Annotated in this window: 19 protein-coding genes; 9 read left to right on the top strand and 10 right to left on the bottom strand. The window is 63.1% G+C overall.

Annotation, left to right across the window (positions count from 1 at the left end; genetic code table 11):
* Nucleotides 1-5: 5 nt before the first annotated feature.
* A complete protein-coding gene (locus C4N04_RS12045; protein ID WP_106796105.1) occupies nt 6-587 on the bottom strand; it encodes an Lrp/AsnC family transcriptional regulator in 582 nt (193 codons plus the stop codon).
* Nucleotides 588-612: 25 nt separating this feature from the next.
* Here C4N04_RS12045 and C4N04_RS12040 point away from each other — a divergent pair, with 25 nt between their 5' ends.
* Nucleotides 613-999, top strand: coding sequence for a RidA family protein (locus C4N04_RS12040; protein WP_106796104.1), 387 nt, complete (start codon nt 613-615; stop codon nt 997-999).
* A gap of 42 nt (nt 1000-1041) precedes the next feature.
* On the opposite strand, the gene C4N04_RS12035 is transcribed toward C4N04_RS12040, so the two are convergent.
* Nucleotides 1042-1749: a glutathione S-transferase family protein gene (locus C4N04_RS12035; RefSeq protein WP_106796103.1), complete on the bottom strand. Its 708-nt coding sequence runs from the start codon at nt 1747-1749 to the stop codon at nt 1042-1044.
* A gap of 114 nt (nt 1750-1863) precedes the next feature.
* Here C4N04_RS12035 and C4N04_RS12030 point away from each other — a divergent pair, with 114 nt between their 5' ends.
* A complete protein-coding gene (locus C4N04_RS12030; RefSeq protein WP_106796102.1) occupies nt 1864-2754 on the top strand; it encodes a LysR substrate-binding domain-containing protein in 891 nt (296 codons plus the stop codon).
* A gap of 3 nt (nt 2755-2757) precedes the next feature.
* On the opposite strand, the gene C4N04_RS12025 is transcribed toward C4N04_RS12030, so the two are convergent.
* Nucleotides 2758-4341 (bottom strand): peptide chain release factor 3, encoded by a 1584-nt coding sequence (locus C4N04_RS12025; protein WP_039617451.1) that lies wholly within the window; start codon nt 4339-4341, stop codon nt 2758-2760.
* 90 nt (nt 4342-4431) lie between these two features.
* Between C4N04_RS12025 and dut the strand changes: the two genes are divergently transcribed.
* Nucleotides 4432-4902: a dUTP diphosphatase gene (gene dut / locus C4N04_RS12020; protein WP_106796101.1), complete on the top strand. Its 471-nt coding sequence runs from the start codon at nt 4432-4434 to the stop codon at nt 4900-4902.
* On the top strand, nt 4902-5798 hold the full coding sequence (locus tag C4N04_RS12015) for a GNAT family N-acetyltransferase (RefSeq protein WP_106796100.1): 897 nt from the start codon (nt 4902-4904) through the stop codon (nt 5796-5798). Before dut ends, C4N04_RS12015 begins: the two co-directional genes overlap by 1 nt.
* A gap of 15 nt (nt 5799-5813) precedes the next feature.
* Here the strand turns inward: C4N04_RS12015 and C4N04_RS12010 are convergent, their stop codons facing one another.
* On the bottom strand, nt 5814-6278 hold the full coding sequence (locus tag C4N04_RS12010; protein ID WP_106796099.1) for an Lrp/AsnC family transcriptional regulator: 465 nt from the start codon (nt 6276-6278) through the stop codon (nt 5814-5816).
* A 111-nt stretch (nt 6279-6389) separates the two neighbouring features.
* Between C4N04_RS12010 and C4N04_RS12005 the strand changes: the two genes are divergently transcribed.
* The 3 genes from C4N04_RS12005 (at nt 6390) to cysK (ending at nt 9129) form a co-directional block, all read left to right on the top strand.
* Entirely contained in the window at nt 6390-7292 is a 903-nt protein-coding gene (locus tag C4N04_RS12005; RefSeq protein WP_106796098.1) for a DMT family transporter, read from the top strand.
* 114 nt (nt 7293-7406) lie between these two features.
* A complete protein-coding gene (locus C4N04_RS12000; protein ID WP_097606805.1) occupies nt 7407-8024 on the top strand; it encodes a LysE family translocator in 618 nt (205 codons plus the stop codon).
* Between the two features lie 142 nt (nt 8025-8166).
* Entirely contained in the window at nt 8167-9129 is a 963-nt protein-coding gene (cysK, locus tag C4N04_RS11995; protein ID WP_106796097.1) for a cysteine synthase A, read from the top strand.
* Here the strand turns inward: cysK and C4N04_RS11990 are convergent.
* From C4N04_RS11990 to rsmI, 6 genes are all read right to left on the bottom strand, one after another.
* Complete coding sequence (locus C4N04_RS11990) at nt 9126-9713, bottom strand: hypothetical protein (protein ID WP_106796096.1); 588 nt, start codon at nt 9711-9713, stop codon at nt 9126-9128. The two genes, cysK and C4N04_RS11990, sit on opposite strands and share 4 nt — an antisense overlap.
* A 416-nt stretch (nt 9714-10129) precedes the next feature.
* Nucleotides 10130-11662 carry a YifB family Mg chelatase-like AAA ATPase gene (locus C4N04_RS11985; protein WP_106796095.1) on the bottom strand — a complete coding sequence of 511 codons (1533 nt, stop codon included), beginning with the start codon at nt 11660-11662 and terminating at the stop codon, nt 10130-10132.
* Nucleotides 11663-11816: 154 nt separating this feature from the next.
* Nucleotides 11817-12764: a glutathione synthase gene (gshB, locus tag C4N04_RS11980; RefSeq protein WP_106796094.1), complete on the bottom strand. Its 948-nt coding sequence runs from the start codon at nt 12762-12764 to the stop codon at nt 11817-11819.
* An 88-nt stretch (nt 12765-12852) separates the two neighbouring features.
* Entirely contained in the window at nt 12853-13356 is a 504-nt protein-coding gene (locus tag C4N04_RS11975) for a cupin domain-containing protein (protein WP_106796093.1), read from the bottom strand.
* A gap of 183 nt (nt 13357-13539) precedes the next feature.
* Nucleotides 13540-13908: a YraN family protein gene (locus C4N04_RS11970; RefSeq protein ID WP_106796092.1), complete on the bottom strand. Its 369-nt coding sequence runs from the start codon at nt 13906-13908 to the stop codon at nt 13540-13542.
* Complete coding sequence (gene rsmI / locus C4N04_RS11965) at nt 13898-14815, bottom strand: 16S rRNA (cytidine(1402)-2'-O)-methyltransferase (RefSeq protein WP_039617434.1); 918 nt, start codon at nt 14813-14815, stop codon at nt 13898-13900. Before rsmI ends, C4N04_RS11970 begins: the two co-directional genes overlap by 11 nt.
* Before the next feature lie 261 nt (nt 14816-15076).
* Here rsmI and dnaN point away from each other — a divergent pair, with 261 nt between their 5' ends.
* Nucleotides 15077-16195, top strand: a complete 1119-nt coding sequence (gene dnaN / locus C4N04_RS11955; RefSeq protein ID WP_106796091.1) for a DNA polymerase III subunit beta — start codon at nt 15077-15079, stop codon at nt 16193-16195.
* Nucleotides 16196-16252: 57 nt separating this feature from the next.
* Nucleotides 16253-17158, top strand: a complete 906-nt coding sequence (locus tag C4N04_RS11950; RefSeq protein ID WP_106796090.1) for a DUF72 domain-containing protein — start codon at nt 16253-16255, stop codon at nt 17156-17158.
* Nucleotides 17159-17246 lie beyond the last annotated feature (88 nt).

Below are 17246 nucleotides of genomic sequence, written 5' to 3'. Positions count from 1 at the left end.
GCACGTCAATCCTGTGGCGGCATTTCAGGCCAGCTGTCGGTAACCCCGGCCTGGACCGGACGCTCCAGATAGGTGGAGAGGGCGATATAGCTGCGGGTGCCAGTGACGCCGGGAACGGCATGGATCTGCGCGAGAAAAGCCTCCAATGCCTGCGGGCTGGCAGTGCGGACCTTGAAGAGAACGCTGGCGTCGCCGGCGACAGAATGCATCTCCTCGACCTCGGGAAAACGCAGGACCTGCATCAAGCGCTCGCTCTTGCCCCATCCGGCCGCCTCCACATGCACAAAGGCAAGCAACGGCTTACCCAAAGCTGCGCCATCCAGCGCAGCATGCACACCCTTGATGGCGCCGGATTGTTTGAGGCGACGCACCCGCTCGTGCACGGCCGGCGCCGACAGGCCGACCGATTCGCCAAGCCTGGCGTAGCTCTGGCTGCTGTCGGCGGCGAGCGCGGCTAATATTCTTCGGTCGAATACGTCGATGACCGGCCGCTGAGCACGCCTCTGCCGAAGATCCTCTTTATCTTTTCCCATTCGGCACATCTCCCTTTCTCCCGAAGAATATTCACCGATACTGGTGTTCTTCAACAGACTATTCGGAGGAATAGAGATCATGGAAATGATCGAGCGCAATCCAATGACCGAGATCTATCCGGCAAGCCCTGACTACCTCCATGCGCTGGAGGTCAAGCAGCCCAGCCGACTGCTCTTCGTCAGCGGTACGATGGGTCTCGATAAAGCGGGAATGGCGGCGGCCGATCTGGACGGACAGTTGTCACTCGTCTGGGCCAATCTGCGCACGATCCTCGCCTCCGCCGATATGACGGTGGACAATATCGTGCGGCTGACCAGTTATCTCCGCGACGGCGCCTTTATGGAGGCAAACCAGAACGCCCGCCTTCAGGCGCTTGGCGGCCGCGCCGTGCCGACCACCGCGATCATTGTCGAAACGCTCAGCGACGATTGGCTCGTCGAGATCGAGATCATCGCTGCCGGCTAACGGCAATGGCCATCGCACCCAAAGTGCGATGGCCTCCGGCGATCAGGCCGGCTGTTTCACCAGGCCGAGCGCCTCGGTCAGATCGACCTCGCCGAGGAAAGCGCCGCTGCTTTTCGCGTCCTGCCTGTGCTCGATCGCATGGGCGAAGCGCACGGCCGGCTCCTGTTGCATGCGCTCATAGAGGCGATGCAGGCCGGGAAACTGGCGTCGGTCGACGACCTTATGAAAATCGTTCCAGCGGGCGATGCCGACGAAATAGGCATCGGCCAGGCTCGGGCCGTTGCCGAGAAGCCATTCGCGGCCAGCAAGCAGATGCTCAAGCGTGTGATGCGCCTTTTCTACCGCGGCGGTGCCGTAGGCCGTCAGCGCCTGCTTGTCCTGCGGCTCCAGCGGGTGTTCCAAGGCATACCAGAGCGGGCCGAAAGCTGCGAAGAAACTGGTGTTGAGGAAGGCGAGCATCTGGTTCTGACGATCGAAATCCTCCGACCCCTGCGCAAAGCCCCGACCGCTACCGATCGCACGGGCGCCGATATGGTTGAGGATCGCCATGCTTTCGCTGATCGTCGTGCCATCCTCGAGCAGCAGCGACGGCGTCTCGCCGACTGTATTGATCTGCTTGTAGTCGTCGGTGGAGACCGCCTCCGGCATCTCGACGCGGCAGAGCCGATAAGGCAGGCCGGACCATTCCAGCGCGACGATCGAGCCGAAGGAGCAGCCCTCCGGCACGCCGTAAAACAATATGGGTGACATCGGTCGTTCCTTTCAAAATTGAACCTGTATAGACAGGATCAATGTGAAGACGTGGCCGATCATACGGTAGAGGCTATAATTGCGTCGCAATGTCCACATATCTGGAAGATAGCAATGGCGCTTTTCAACCTCAACGATCTGCATCTCTTCGTCCAAGCCGTCGACAGCGGCAGTTTTACCGCCGCGAGACATCTCGGCATGCCGAAATCGACGGTCAGCAAGCGGGTCGCGGAGCTGGAGCGGCGGCTCGGCGTACGGCTGATCCAGCGCACCTCTCGCAGCTTCGCGCTGACCGATCTCGGGCGCGAATTCTTTCAGCATGCCCAGGCCTCGATCATCGAGGCTGAGATGGCCGAGGGCATCGTGCGGCGGCATCTGGCCGAACCCGCCGGCAGCGTTCGCCTGACAGCCTCGGTGCCGACGGCGCAGTTTACCTTGACGGAGCATCTGCCGGCGCTGACGGCGCGCTATCCGAAGCTTCGGCTTTCGGTGCATGTGACCGACCGTTTCGTCGACATCGTGCAGGAAGGTTTCGATATCGCGCTACGCAGTCATCGCGCGACGCTGCCGGATTCGGCGCTGGTGCAGCGCAGGCTCGCAAGCCACCCTTTCTATATCCTCGCCTCGCCGGACTATCTCAGCGCCCATGGGCAACCGCGCCGGCCCGAGGAACTGGCGGAGCATGCCACGATCATGACCAGCCTGACGGAAGACCAGTGGCGGCTCACCTCCGATGGCGGCGACGAGGCTCTCGTCACGCTGCAGTCCGTCATGGCGGCGGATGAGCCCTATTTGCTGATGGAAGCGGCAGCGGCCGGGCTCGGCATTACCTGCCTGCCGACATCGGTCTGCCGGAAGGCGCTGGCCGAAGGGCAGCTGGTGCGGGTGCTGCCGGAATGGACGGCCGGCAGCATCGAGACGACGATCCTGATGCCACATCGGCGCGGCCAGCTGCCGGCGGTTCGCGCCGTCGTCGATTTCCTGGCGGAACGGCTGACCGGATGATGATCACGCCGCCTTGGCGGCGTGATATTCCTTGATGGCGACCATCTTGATCGCCGGATAACGCTCCGCCTCGTAGCGCAGCGAGAAGGCGTCCTGGGCGAGGAAGACGGGATCGCCATCGAGATCGCGGGCGATATCGCCACGTTTGACGGTGAGGAATTTTTCCAGATCGGCCGGCTGATCGGCGGAGATCCAGCGGCAGACGGAGAAACGCGACATTTCGAAGGAGACCGGCAGGCCGTATTCGGCCATCAGCCGCTCCTTCAGGACGTCGAGCTGCAGGGCGCCGACGACGCCGACGATTGCCGGCGAGCCGTCTTCCGGCGAGAACAGCTGGACGACGCCCTCTTCCGCCATCTGCTGCAGGGCTTCCTTGAGCTTCTTTGCCTTCATCGCGTCTTCGAGGCGCACGCGGCGCAGGATCTCCGGCGAGAAGTTCGGCACGCCCTGGAAGACCAGCGATTCGCCTTCGGTCAACGTATCGCCGATGCGCAGCGTCCCGTGATTGGGAATGCCGACGACGTCGCCGGCATAGGCGGTGTCGGCGAGTTGGCGCTGCGAGGCGAAGAAGAATTGCGGTGCCGTCAGGCCGAGCTGCTTGCCGGTGCGGGCGAGCCTCGCCTTCATGCCGCGTTCGAGCTTGCCGGAGCAGATGCGTGCAAAGGCGATGCGGTCACGATGGTTGGGGTCCATATTGGCCTGGATCTTGAAGACGAAGGCCGTCATCTTGTCGTCGGTCGCATGCACCGTCCTGGTGTCGGCGACCTGGTCGCGCGGCGGCGGCGCAAATTCGCCGAGCGCGTTGATGAGGTCGCGAACGCCGAAATTGCGCAGCGCCGAGCCGAAAAAGACCGGCGTCATATGCCCTTCGAGGAAGGAGTCGCGGTCGAAGGGGCGGCAGGCCTCGATGGCGAGCTCGGTCTCGTCGATGAAGGCCTGGCGCTCATTTTCCGGCAGCTTGCCGGCGACGGCCTGCGGGCCGTTGACCGGCGTCGTCTCGACTTCGGTGTCGGAACCGCGGGCGGTGCTGTTGGCCAGATGATAGGAGCCGCAGAAGGTCTTCGAGCGACCGATCGGCCAGGTGATCGGCGCCGTATCCAGCGCCAGCTTCTCCTCCACCTCATCGAGAATCTCGAAGGGATCGCGGCTTTCGCGGTCCATCTTGTTGATGAAGGTGATGATCGGAATATCGCGCATGCGGCAGACTTCGAAGAGTTTTAGCGTGCGCGGCTCGATGCCTTTGGCGGCGTCGATGACCATGACCGCGGCGTCGACGGCGGTCAGCGTGCGATAGGTGTCGTCGGCGAAATCCTCGTGGCCTGGTGTGTCGAGGATGTTGAAGACATTGTCGTTATATTCGAAGGTCATCACCGAGGTGACGACGGAGATGCCGCGCTCGCGCTCGATCTTCATCCAGTCGGAACGCGTCTGCATGCGATCCTTCTTCGCCTTGACTTCCCCGGCCAGCTGAATGGCGCCGCCGAACAGCAGCAGCTTTTCGGTGAGCGTCGTCTTGCCCGCGTCCGGGTGGGCGATAATAGCGAATGTGCGGCGGCGGGAGACCGCCTCGGCGAGACTTTCGGCCATATTATGAATCCTGTGGAATTGCCGCGTATCTAGCGATTAAAGCCCGCCATTGCAATTGACCTCGGCGCTGCGGGCGCAAAGTAATGAGCCATGACCATTCATCACGACACGCGCCCGACGCTGAACCTCATCCGCCTGGCCAATGGCGAAGGCCTTGACCTGCCCGCCTATGAAAGCAAGGGGGCGGCCGGCATGGACCTGCGCGCCGCCGTCGACGGCGATGCGCCGCTGACGCTTGCGCCCGGCAAACGGGCGCTGGTGCCGACCGGCTTCATTTTCGAGATCCCCGAGGGTTTCGAGGGCCAGGTGCGGCCACGCTCCGGCCTTGCCTTCAAAAACGGCATCACCTGCCTCAATTCACCCGGCACCGTCGACAGCGACTATCGCGGTGAAGTGAAGGTGCTGCTCGCCAATCTCGGCGAGGAAGCCTTCGTCATCGAGCGCGGCATGCGCATCGCCCAGATGGTGATCGCGCCGGTGACCCAGGCGCGGGTGGCCGAGATATCAGCGGCAAGCGAAACCGCCCGCGGCGCCGGCGGCTTCGGCTCCACCGGCGTGTAATGAGAAAGCGCCTCGACAGCGCGGGCCTCACCATCCGACAGGAGTATTTCGGTGATCCCGCCGGCTGGGCTGCGCTTGTCCGCCTTCTGCAGGATATTTTCGGCATCGATATCGGCCCGCTGCAACAGCTTGGCGGCCCCGATCCGAGCAGCATGCCGTTCGGCTGGTTCGATACCGAGGGCGAGCTTGCGGCCAATCTCTCGGCCTTTGCACTGCCCTTCGTCCTCAATGGCAGGATCGTCCATGCTGCCGGGCTGCAATCCGGCGCGGTGCGACCGCAGTGGCGCGGCCGCGGGCTTTATCGCGATCTGACGGTGAAGGCGCTCGACTGGTGCGAGCGGCAGGGTTTCGAAGCCATTCTCCTCTATACCGACAAGCCGTCGCTTTATGAGCCGTACGGTTTTCACGCGATAGCGCAGCATCGATACTGGGGAAGAGCACCCGCCCCTTCGATATCAGCCGGCCCCGCCCGGTTGCTTGTGCCGGCCGACGCGGATGATCTTGCCCTGCTGCGATCGCTACTGGAAAGACGAAGCCCGGTTTCGACGACGCTTGCGGTGACGGCCAATGCGGCGATGTTCCTTATCAACACGCAGCTCGATCCCGATATCCGCGTCAGCTTCCTGGAAGACCAGCAGGCAGTCATCGCCTGGAAGATGGATGAGGGCCGCTTCAGCTTGCTCGACGTCGTGGCGGCGGAGATCCCGCCGCTTGCAGAAATCCTCGGTGGACTCGACATTGCCTCGGCCAGCGTCGAGGTGCACTTCCGGCCCGACAAGCTCGACTGGACGGGCACTCCGCAGCCGCTGGAAAGCGGCACGGTGCTGATGTTGCGCGGGCTCGGCGACGATGACCCGCATTTTCCGGCGATGCTGTCGCCGATGGCGGATTTCTAGCCCGTTTCGCCGCTCTTATTTGGCGCGTGACAGCGGCGGCAGGCGGCGCTTGACGGGTGAGGCTTTGATCATCGCGGTGTTGGTCTCGGCCCGTTCGGCGACCCTGTCCAGGAGGCCGTCAAGTTCCGCCATCGAGCGGATGACCAGGCGGGCGATGAAGCAATCCTCGCCAGTCACCTTGTCGCATTCGACGATTTCGGGAATTTCCTGAATAAGGCGCTCGACGAAATGTAGCTGCCCCGGCAGCGGTCGCACGCGGACGATCGCCTGCAGCGGATAGCCGACGGCGGCAGGGTCGAGATCGATGGTGAAGGCCTTGATGACGCCGCGCTCCTCCAGCCGGCGCAGGCGCTCGGCAGCGCTTGGCGAGGAAAGCCCCACCTGCTGTGCCAGCTCCTTCAGCGAGATCCGGGCATTGCCGGCCAGCGCCTCGAGAATGGCCTGATCGATTTCATCAAGCACCTGGGCATCGTTAGGCATGACCGCGCCTTTCCCTTTTATTATTAGGCTGTAGCGATGAAGCTCATTTTTATCTTTATATAATTTCGCCTGTCGCCGCAATATTATCACCTCAGCAAAACGGAGGCGATCATGAGCGGCGACATCAAAAGAGGCACGGCGGAAATGACGGCAGCGATGCTGATCTCGGGAACGATCGGCTGGTTCGTCGTCATGTCGGGCCAGCCGGTCAGCGGCGTGGTTTTCTGGCGCTGCCTATTCGGCGCGCTGACCCTGCTCGTCATCTGCGGCGCGCTCGGGCTGCTGCGGCCGGGAATCCTGACGCTGCGCGCCTTTGCCATCGCCGTCTTCGGCGGCATCGCCATCGTCGTCAACTGGCTGCTGCTCTTCGCCTCCTACTCGCATGCGACGATCTCGATCGCCACCACCGTCTACAACACCCAGCCCTTCATGCTGCTGGTGCTCGGCGCGCTGTTTGTCGGCGAGAAGATCACCGCCGCCAAGCTGTTCTGGCTGACGCTCGCCTTTGCCGGCATGATGGCGATCGTCCAGGCAAAACCTGGCGGAAGCGGCGATACGTTCGAGAGCTACGGCCTCGGCATCCTGATGGCGCTGGGCGCGGCTTTCTTCTACGCGCTCGCAGCGCTTGCCGCGAAGTGGCTGAAGGGCACGCCGCCGCATCTGATCGCGCTGATCCAGGTCGCAACCGGCATGCTGATGCTGGCGCCGATCACGGATTTTTCGCAGCCACCTCAGGATGCCGGAAGCTGGGCGATCCTCGTTTCCATCGGCGTCGTTCATACCGGGCTGATGTATGTGCTGCTCTACGGCGCCATCCAGCGGCTGCCGACGCATCTGACCGGGGCCTTGTCCTTCCTCTATCCGATCGCCGCGATCCTCGTCGACCGGCTGGCCTTCGGCCACGCGCTGCAGCCGATGCAGATCGCGGGCGCCGCCATCATTCTCTTGGCAGCCGCCGGCATGAACCTCGGCTGGACGCCGCGCTGGCTGCAGCCGCGGGCGCTTCAGGGCTGACAGATGCGGACGGGCACAGGCGGCAGGCATTTCTTCTGGTGATGGACCCATCAACGCCGGCCGATTGATGGCAAGGCTGACCGGATATAAAACACCGGGAAAAAGGAGCCACACATGAGCCTTGCCGCCTTGCTTGCCTATGCCGGAGCGCTGTTCATCGCAGCCGCCATTCCCGGACCCGGGATTACCGCCATCGTCGCCCGCGCGCTCGGCTCGAACTTCCGCGAGACCTTCTTCATGGGTCTCGGCCTGGTGCTCGGCGACATGACCTACCTCACCGCGGTCATTCTCGGCCTTGCCTTCGTGGCGCAGACCTTTACCGAGGTCTTCCTCGTCATCAAGATCGCCGGTGCCCTCTATCTCGCCTATATCGCCTGGAAACTCTGGACGGCGGGGCTGCTGCCGCAGGACATCGCGGCGAAGAAATCCAGCAATATCGGCCTGTCCTTCCTCTCCGGCCTGCTGGTGACGCTCGGCAATCCGAAGACCATGCTATTCTATGTCGCGCTGGCGCCGACGCTGATCGATATCGGCAATATCAGCCTCAGCGACTATGCGATGCTGCTTGCCGTCACCTTCGTCGTGCTGATTGCCGTGCTGGTGCCCTATATGCTGCTCGCCTCGCGGGCCCGAACGATGCTGAAACAGCCGCGCGCCCTGCAGACGCTGAACCGGGTTGCGGCCGGCATCCTCGCCGGCACGGCCGCCTTCATCGCCACGCGAGCCGCCTGAAATAAACATCCGCCACGAAACGGTTTTCAAAGCTTTTTTTCTCCGCGTCCGGCTCCGCCGGCATCAACGCGGGCTGGCCTCATTCGGCCTTTGCCCCTATTCTCCTTTCGATTCAGGGACCGAAGTCCAAAGGGAGGCACCCATGTCGCACAAGCCCGGCCGCGGCCGCGTCTATTCCTCGATCACCGAGACCATCGGCAACACGCCGCTCGTGCGCTTCGACAAGCTGGCGCGGGAAAAGGGCGTGGTGGCCAATCTGATCGGCAAGCTCGAATTCTTCAACCCGATCGCCTCGGTCAAGGACCGCATCGGCGTGGCGATGATCGAAAGCCTGGAAGCGCAGGGCAGGATCACCCCCGGCAAGTCCGTGCTGATCGAGCCGACTTCCGGCAACACCGGCATCGCACTCGCCTTTGCCGCCGCAGCCAAGGGCTACCGGCTGATCCTCACCATGCCGGAAACCATGTCGGTCGAGCGCCGCAAGATGCTGGCGCTGCTCGGCGCCGAGCTGGTGCTGACCGAGGGCGCCAAGGGCATGAAGGGCGCGATCGCCAAGGCGGAGGAGTTGGCGGAGTCGCTTCCCGACGCCATCATTCCGCAGCAGTTCGAAAACCCGGCCAATCCTGAAATTCACCGCAGGACGACCGCCGAGGAAATCTGGAACGACACCGACGGCACGGTCGATATCCTCGTCTCCGGCATCGGCACCGGCGGCACCATCACCGGCGTCGGCCAGGTGCTGAAAAGCCATAAGCCCGACATCCAGATCATCGCCGTCGAGCCCGCCGATTCCCCCATTCTCTCCGGCGGCAATCCCGGCCCGCACAAAATCCAGGGCATCGGCGCCGGCTTCGCCCCGAAAATCCTCGACACCGGCATCTACGACGAAGTCGTCACCGTCACCAACGACGAAGCCTTCGAACTGGCCCGCCTGGTCGCAAGGCTCGAAGGCGTGCCGGTGGGGATTTCCTCGGGTGCGGCACTGACCGCAGCGATCAAGGTCGGCAGCCGTCCGGAGAATGCCGGCAAGAACATCGTTGTGATCATCCCGTCGTTTGCGGAGCGGTATCTTTCGACGGCCTTGTTTGAGGGGCTGGGGAGCTAAGGGTGGCTGTGGCCGGGCCTTTCCGCCGGCAATTTATCCTGCAGAATATCGGGGCGCTTCGGCGCCCTTTCTTTTGTGCCGTCACCTGATCCCAATCGAAGTGGGACGATAGTTCTGTCGTAGTCCGTAATAATGATTGTCGACGTCCCACCTGGGCTCGTTGAATGCAAATGTTTGCCAACCTTCTTCATGACTTCCGCCAGCGTCGCAGCCAAACGATTCAGGTCAGTGGGCTCTCTCGCCTGCTTCGGAGCATATCGCGAGATGAGGTACTCACGCTTTGCAGTCATTGCCTCCAGATGCAGGGCGGTCTTTTTTCTCAGTTTGAGTTTAGCAACGAACATTGGCTCAACGAGGTTGTGCATCCGTTTTCGTATTTCCTCCGGAGCAACGCCCTCATGGCGCAGGAAGGCATTTAAGTAGAGTTCGATAGCGTGAATGGCGCACATTCGAGCCGGGGCAATGGCTAGTGCAACGTGCTTCTCACCCTCGCTGAACAGAAGTTCGGAAGCGCTAAAGTAGGCATTCGCCAAGTCCAGAACTTCCAAGGGGTTGGCGTTTGAGCCCGGATATTCGTTACTCATCTATATCCTCGGCAGCCTTTCTCATCCGCCACCTCCGATCGACTGTGTCAAACGGGCCGACATCCTTCCTGAAGTTTTTTCAGCCGAAGCTAATATTGTAAAGAGCGACGAAGTGAGGAGAGGCCCTTACCCTCACGGATAAGTAGCTCAGACGGTTTAAATCGGCGGCCCAGGCAGCTTCGGCGCCGCTTTTGGCACATCATTCCCTGCCAAGAGCGTTCGCGGCCGGCAGCGCGCCGCGATGGCAGCGATCAACCGTTCCGTCGCGTTGGGTCCGCCGACGGCGAGATAATCTCATAATCCGGCAGCCCTTCAGCGGGGACGTCGCTGAGGACAGCCAACTAGCGCGATCAGCAGGTCGCTGGACGGCCTGACGGCTAATACTTCAAAACATCTGGACGCACCCGCCCTTCTTCTCACGCCGCAGCCGTCAACCTCTCGCCCGCGATCCTGTAGGAGATCGCCTCAGCCAGATGCAGACGGCCGACCGTCGGTTTGTCGTCGAGATCGGCGAGCGTGCGGGCGACCTTGAGGACGCGATGGTAGCCGCGGGCGGAGAATTTCATCTTTTCGGCGGCGTCGCGCAGGAGCTGCAGGCCGGCGGAATCGGGTTCGGCGAGTTTTTCGATCATCGCGGTGGAGCAGCGGGCGTTGGTGCCGATATCTCCAGCGCCGGCGCGCTCGAAGCGCTCCTGCTGGATCTGGCGGGCGCGGGCGACGCGGCGGGCGACGTCGGCGCTCGCCTCGGCCGCCATCGGCCGGATAAGATCAGCGGCGGAGACGGCAGGCACGTCGATGCGGATATCGATGCGGTCCATCAGCGGTCCGGAGATGCGAGCCTGGTAGTCGCTCATGCAGCGCGGGCCGCGGGCGCAGGTGTGACCGGGCTCACCGGCCATGCCGCAGCGGCAGGGGTTCATCGCCGCGATCAGCTGGAATTTCGCCGGATAGGAGACGCGGTGATTGGCGCGGGCAATGACGCATTCGCCGCCTTCGAGCGGCTGGCGCAGCGCATCGAGAGCCTGCGGCGTGAACTCGGGAAACTCGTCGAGGAAGAGCACGCCATGATGAGCGAGCGAGGCTTCGCCTGGACGGGCGCGCAGGCCGCCGCCGACAAGGGCGGCCATGGTGGCGGAATGATGCGGGGTGCGGAAGGGCCGGCGGTCGGACAGCTTGCCGCCGGTGAGCTGGCCGGCGATCGAATGAACCATCGAGACTTCAAGCAGTTCGGCCGGCGAAAGCGGCGGCAGGATCGACGGCAGCCTTGCCGCCAGCATCGACTTGCCCGAGCCGGGAGGTCCGACCATCAGGAGATTATGGCCGCCGGCGGCCGCCACCTCGAGCGCACGCTTGGCGCTTTCCTGGCCCTTGATCTCGGCAAGATCAGGCAGGTTGGCGGCATTGGCGCGGATCGACGGCTCGGGCCGGGAGAGCACCTGCGTGCCACGGAAATGATTGGCAAGGGCAATCAGGCTGCGGGGTGCCAGAATATCGACCTCGGCGCCGGCCCAGGCGGCTTCGGCGCCGCTTTCGGCCGGGCAGATCAGCCCCTTGCCGAGCGCATTGGCGCCGATGGCGGCCGGCAGCGCGCCCGCGATGGCGGCGATCGTGCCATCGAGATTGAGTTCGCCGACGACGACAAAATCCGACAGCGCATCGGCGGGAATGGCGCCGAGGGCCGCCATCAGCGCCAGTGCGATCGGCAGATCGAAATGAGAGCCCTCTTTCGGCAGATCGGCCGGCGCCAGGTTGACGGTCACCCGCTTGCCCGGCAGCGCCAGGCCGGAGGCATGAAGAGCGGCCTGCACGCGCTCGCGGCTTTCGGCCACCGCCTTGTCGGGCAGGCCGACGATCTGCATGCCGACCTTGCCCGGCGCGATCATGACCTGGACCTCGACCGGCACGCCTTCGATACCCTGGAATGCCACCGTACTGACACGCGCGACCATATGCCCACCCTTGTCCCGCAAACTCTTAGAGACCGCCCCTGTGGCCGTTGAAAGCCAGCGGTTGCAATCTGGCACGGAAACAGGACTAAAACAAGAACAATAAAAGAACGCAGGCAGATATCAGCGGTGGGCGCGGTTGTACCCGAGCGCCGCCTCAGCCGCGCTTGCGCTCGATCGCGTCCCAGAGCAGGGCCGCGATATCGGCGCCACCGAACTTCCTGACCTCGCGGATGCCTGTCGGCGAGGTGACGTTAATCTCGGTCATGTAATCGCCGATCACATCGATGCCGACGAGCAGGAAGCCGCGTTCTCTCAGCGCCGGGCCGATGCGGGCGCAGATTTCCTTCTCGCGCGGCGTCAGTTCGGTCGCCTCGGCGCGGCCGCCGACATGCATGTTGGAGCGGCTGTCATGCTCGGCCGGGACGCGGTTGATGGCGCCGGCGAATTCGCCGTCGACCAGGATGATGCGCTTGTCGCCCTTGCGCACGTCGGGCAGATATTGCTGGGCGATGAAGGGCTCGCGGAACATCTGGCCGAACATTTCCAGCAGCGAGGAGAGATTGCGGTCATCGCGGGTCGAATGGAAGACCCCGGCGCCGCCATTGCCGTAGAGCGGCTTCAGGATGATATCGCCCATCTCGTCGCGGAAGCGGCGGATTTCGGCCGGATCCTTGGTGATCAGCGTCTTCGGCATCAGGTCGGAGAATTCGGTGACGAAGATCTTCTCCGGCGAATTGCGTACCCAGGCCGGATCGTTGACGACAAGCGTCTTCGGGTGAATGCGCTCGAGCAGGTGCGTCGAAGTGATATAGGCCATGTCGAAAGGCGGGTCCTGGCGCAGCAGCACCACATCCATGGTGGAAAGATCGATCCGCTCGGGTGTACCGAGTTCGAAGTGATCGCCCTTGACGTCGCGCAGCAGCATCGGCTCGACGCTGGCAAAAAGCTTGCCGTCGCGGAAGCTCAGCCGGTCGGGGGTGTAGTGGAACAGCCGGTAGCCGCGCGCCTGGGCTTCCAGGCTCATGGCGAAGGTGGAATCACCTGCGATATTGATGCCGGCGACATGATCCATCTGGACCGCTACATTGGTGATCTTGGCCATTTCCGTCCCTCGCTGAATGCCGGACAGATGTAGGTCGGCCCGGTATCAAACGCAACGGTCAATCAAGGCTTGCGGCCGCCGCCGGTGGTCAGGCGGCAATGCCCTGGTTGCCGCTATTGCGCAGCAGGTTGCGCAGGCGATAGGCGATCGCCAAGGGCTTCGGGAAGGGCTTGCGCAAGAAGGCGACCTTGCGGACGTAATTGTCGACCCGCCAGCTTGCCCAGGTTCCGCCGGCGAAAAAGGCGACGTCGCCGGTGCACAAGGTTCGTTCGGTGCCGTCCTCGGCGGTGATATGGACCTCGCCTTCGAGGATCATTACCGTCTCGTCCCAGCCGAAAAACCATCGGAATTCGCCCGCAGTGCAGTCCCAGATCGCCGTCAGCGAGGCCTCGTCATGGCCGCGCGAATGTTCGGCGGTGCGCGCCTCAGGATTGCCGCTGATAATCCAGTCGGGATTGATCGGCGTCGATTTCAGCGGCAGCAGGTCGCTCGCATGGGCGATGAAGGATTTTCGGGCCGGCTTCGTCACGGCATAAGGCACCGAACGCGCGGCCATGGCGACCGCACTTGCAAACATCAGCTTCCAGGCCATGAAACAACCCCCAATTCTTGCCCCTACAGAGATTGCCATAGCGGAGAGTCGTAAGAAGCCGGTTCAAATCGAAACTAAAATTTTAACGATCCGAAAGCTTGGCGAAGCGGGGAATGACTAAAGCTCTTTGATTTTATGCATGTCGTTGTCCCGGAACCGCTGCACACTTCCGGGCGACATGCATTAAAACGCGTCCGGAAAATGGCGCGGCAGCCGGCCGGGCGTGACCGCGACGATATCATAGCGCTGGGAAAGACGGGCCTGATCGGCCTGGCGGGCGAGCCAGAGATCGCTGGCCGCCCTGATCCGCTTCTGGGCGGCGGCGGAGACGGCATCGACAGCCGCAGCCTCGCCATGGCGGGCCTTAACCTCGACGAACACCGCGAGATCGCCTTTGCGGGCAACAATATCGATCTCGCCGAGCCGGGTGCGGTGGCGCAGCGCCAGGATGCGATAGCCCTTCAACATCAGGAAGATGGCGGCGACATATTCCGACATCACGCCGCGACGCAGCGCCTTCCTTCTGACGGCTGTAAGGTCGTTATCGCCCATCGGCGCCCTTCTTCTCCAAGAGGCGCTGATAGAGCGCCTTGCGCGGCAGGCCGGTGAGACGGGCGGCCTCGGTGGCGGCCTTTGCCGTCGGCATCGACTTCGCCAGATCGGCAAGCACGGCCTCGACATCGGCCTCCGGCGTTTCCACCGGCTGCGGCGGACCGACGACGAGAACGATCTCACCCTTGACGTTGTCCACCTCCCGGTAATGGGCGGCGAGCTCGGCCAGCGTGCCGCGGCGGAACTCCTCATAGGTCTTGGTCAGCTCGCGGCAGACGGAGGCCGGCCGCGTGCCGCCCAGCACATCGGCGGCAGCGAGAAGCGTGGCGCCGATGCGATGCGGCGATTCAAAGAAGATCAGCGTCGCGGGGGCTGCGGCAAGTTCGCCGAGGCGGTCGCGGCGGGCCTTGTCCTTGGCCGGCAGAAAACCGGCGAAGAGAAAAGCGTCGTTCGGCAGGCCGGAGCCGACAAGGGCTGCAAGCGGCGCCGAGGCGCCGGGGATTGGGACGACACGATAGCCGGCCGCGATCGCCTGCTGTGCCAGCCGATAGCCGGGGTCGGAAACCAGCGGCGTGCCGGCATCCGACACCAGCGCCACCGAGCGGCCGGCTTCGAGCGCCTGGAGGAGCCGCGGACCAGCCTCGTCGGCATTGTGTTCGTGATAGGCGAAAGGGCGGTTCTGGATGCCGTAGCGGTCGAGCAACACGCGGGTGACGCGTGTATCCTCGCAGGCGAGAACGTCGGCGCCGGCCAGCGTTTCCAGCGCGCGCAGCGTGATGTCGCCGAGATTGCCGATCGGCGTGGCGACGAGATAGAGCGCCGGCTCCAGCGGCCGCGCCGGCACTGCCATGTTGTGCAGGCGGAAGCTTCGCCGCGTGGCGGTCTCCGCCGTCGTTTCCTCGTTCATGCCGTTTGCTTTCGTCCCGCCGTCGTCGAACCCTTATGGGGGAACCTTTATGGGCGAGCCACGGCGCTTCGGCAAGGGTTCGGATTTCTGTGAGGATTGCTCCGGAAAACCGGAAATGCGGGCCTGCCAGCGCCCATGCCTCTTGCAAACCGGTGCTGAAGTCTGCCATTTTGCCCGTCCACTCCCCCGACCTCAATCGGGAAAGCATTCTTCGGGTGCTCGATGCGCCCGGACAGTCACGGTCGAAAGCGGTAGCATCCCATGCGTATTACTATTGAGCGGTCAAACCTGTTGAAATCGCTGAACCACGTCCACCGCGTGGTCGAACGTCGCAATACGATCCCGATCCTTTCCAACGTGCTGCTCAAGGCCGACGGCCAGAACCTCGACATGAAGGCGACCGACCTCGACCTCGAGATCACCGAGGCGACGCCTGCCAGCGTCGAACAGGCCGGCGCCACCACCGTTCCGGCCCATCTTCTCTACGATATCGTGCGCAAGCTTTCCGACGGCTCGGAAGTGCTGCTGGCGACCAGCACCGACGGCGGCTCGATGACCGTGCAGTCCGGCCGCTCGAAATTCTCGCTGCAGTGCCTGCCGGAATCCGATTTCCCGGATCTGACCGCCGGCACCTTCACCCATTCTTTCAAGCTGAAGGCGTCCGATCTGAAGATGCTGATCGACCGCACGCAGTTCGCCATCTCGACTGAGGAGACGCGGTATTACCTCAACGGCATCTTCTTCCACACGATCGAGAGCAATGGCGAGCTGAAGCTCAGGGCGGTCGCGACCGACGGCCACCGGCTGGCGCGCGCCGATGTCGATGCGCCCTCCGGCTCCGAGGGCATGCCGGGTATCATTATTCCGCGCAAGACGGTCGGCGAGTTGCAGAAGCTGGTCGACAATCCGGAAGCGATCGTCACGGTCGAGGTTTCCGACGCCAAGATCCGTATGACGATCGGCTCGATCGTCATGACCTCGAAGCTGATCGACGGCACCTTCCCTGACTATCAGCGCGTCATCCCCACAGGCAACGACAAGGAAATGCGCGTCGACTGCACGAGCTTCGCCCAGGCCGTCGACCGCGTCTCGACCATCTCTTCCGAGCGCGGCCGCGCCGTGAAGCTCGCGCTCTCCGAGGGGCAGCTGATGCTGACCGTCAACAATCCCGATTCCGGCAGCGCCACGGAAGAAGTCGCCGTCGGCTACGACACGGATTCGATGGAAATCGGCTTCAATGCCAAGTACCTGCTCGACATTACCGCGCAGCTTTCCGGCGAGGAAGCGATTTTCCTGCTGGCCGATGCCGGCTCGCCGACGCTGATCCGCGACACGGCCGGCGACGATGCGCTTTACGTGCTGATGCCGATGCGCGTCTGACGGGAACGAAGGCGGCCGCTTTCGGTTTTTCCTCCTGTCCAGCAGGAGGATCCCAGCATGAAAAAGACGGGAGTGGTGCGCATCGGCATATCCGGCTGGACTTATGCGCCTTGGCGCGGGCAATTCTATCCGGAAGACCTGCCGCAGAAGCAGGAGCTTTCCTACGCCGCACGTCACTTCCGTTCGATCGAGATCAACGGCACCTTCTACGGATTGCAGAAGCCCGATAGCTTCGGCCGCTGGCGGGACGAAACGCCTGATGATTTCGTCTTTGCGGTCAAAGGGCCGCGCTTCATCACCCATGTGCGGCGGCTGAAGGAGATCGAGGCGCCGCTTGCCAATTTCTTCGCCTCTGGGCTGCTCAGGCTCGGCCCCAAGCTCGGGCCGATCCTCTGGCAATTCCCGCCGAACATGGCCTTCGATCCCGATCGCTTCGAAACCTTCCTGTCGCTGCTGCCGCACGATCACGACGCGGCAATAGCGCTTTCGAAGCGGCATGACGAGCGCCTCAAACAGGCCTGGCTTAAAAGCGACGGGCACCAGCCGATCCGCCATGCGCTCGAAATCCGCAACGATAGCTTCCGCTCCGCCGCGTTCATCGACATGCTCCGGCGACACAAGGTCGCGCTCGTCTGCGCCGACACGGTAAAATGGCCGCTGCTGATGGATATTACCGCCGACTTCATTTATTGCCGGCTGCATGGTTCCGAACAGCTCTATGTCAGCGGCTATGAAGACGAAGCGCTCAATATATGGGCAGAGCGCATCCGCGCCTGGACAGGCGGCGGAGAGCCTGACAATGCGACGCGCGTTCTGGATCCCCTGCCGGGGCGCGCCAGGGGCCGCGACGTCTATCTCTATTTCGACAATACCGACAAGAAACTGCGCGCACCGATCGACGCCGGTCACCTGGCCGAAAGACTTGCCGATCTCATGCCGCGTTCCCATCGAAACGCCGCATGAGCTGTTGATGCAAATGTCCTTGTTGCGAAAATCCTTGTCGCGAGAGCGACAAGCAGCATAATAACACAGTCGATCAACGTGCGGATGG

This window comes from Rhizobium sp. H4, from assembly GCF_003013335.1.
Lineage (GTDB): Bacteria > Pseudomonadota > Alphaproteobacteria > Rhizobiales > Rhizobiaceae > Rhizobium > Rhizobium sophoriradicis.
This window is presented reverse-complemented; position numbering and strand designations above follow the sequence as displayed.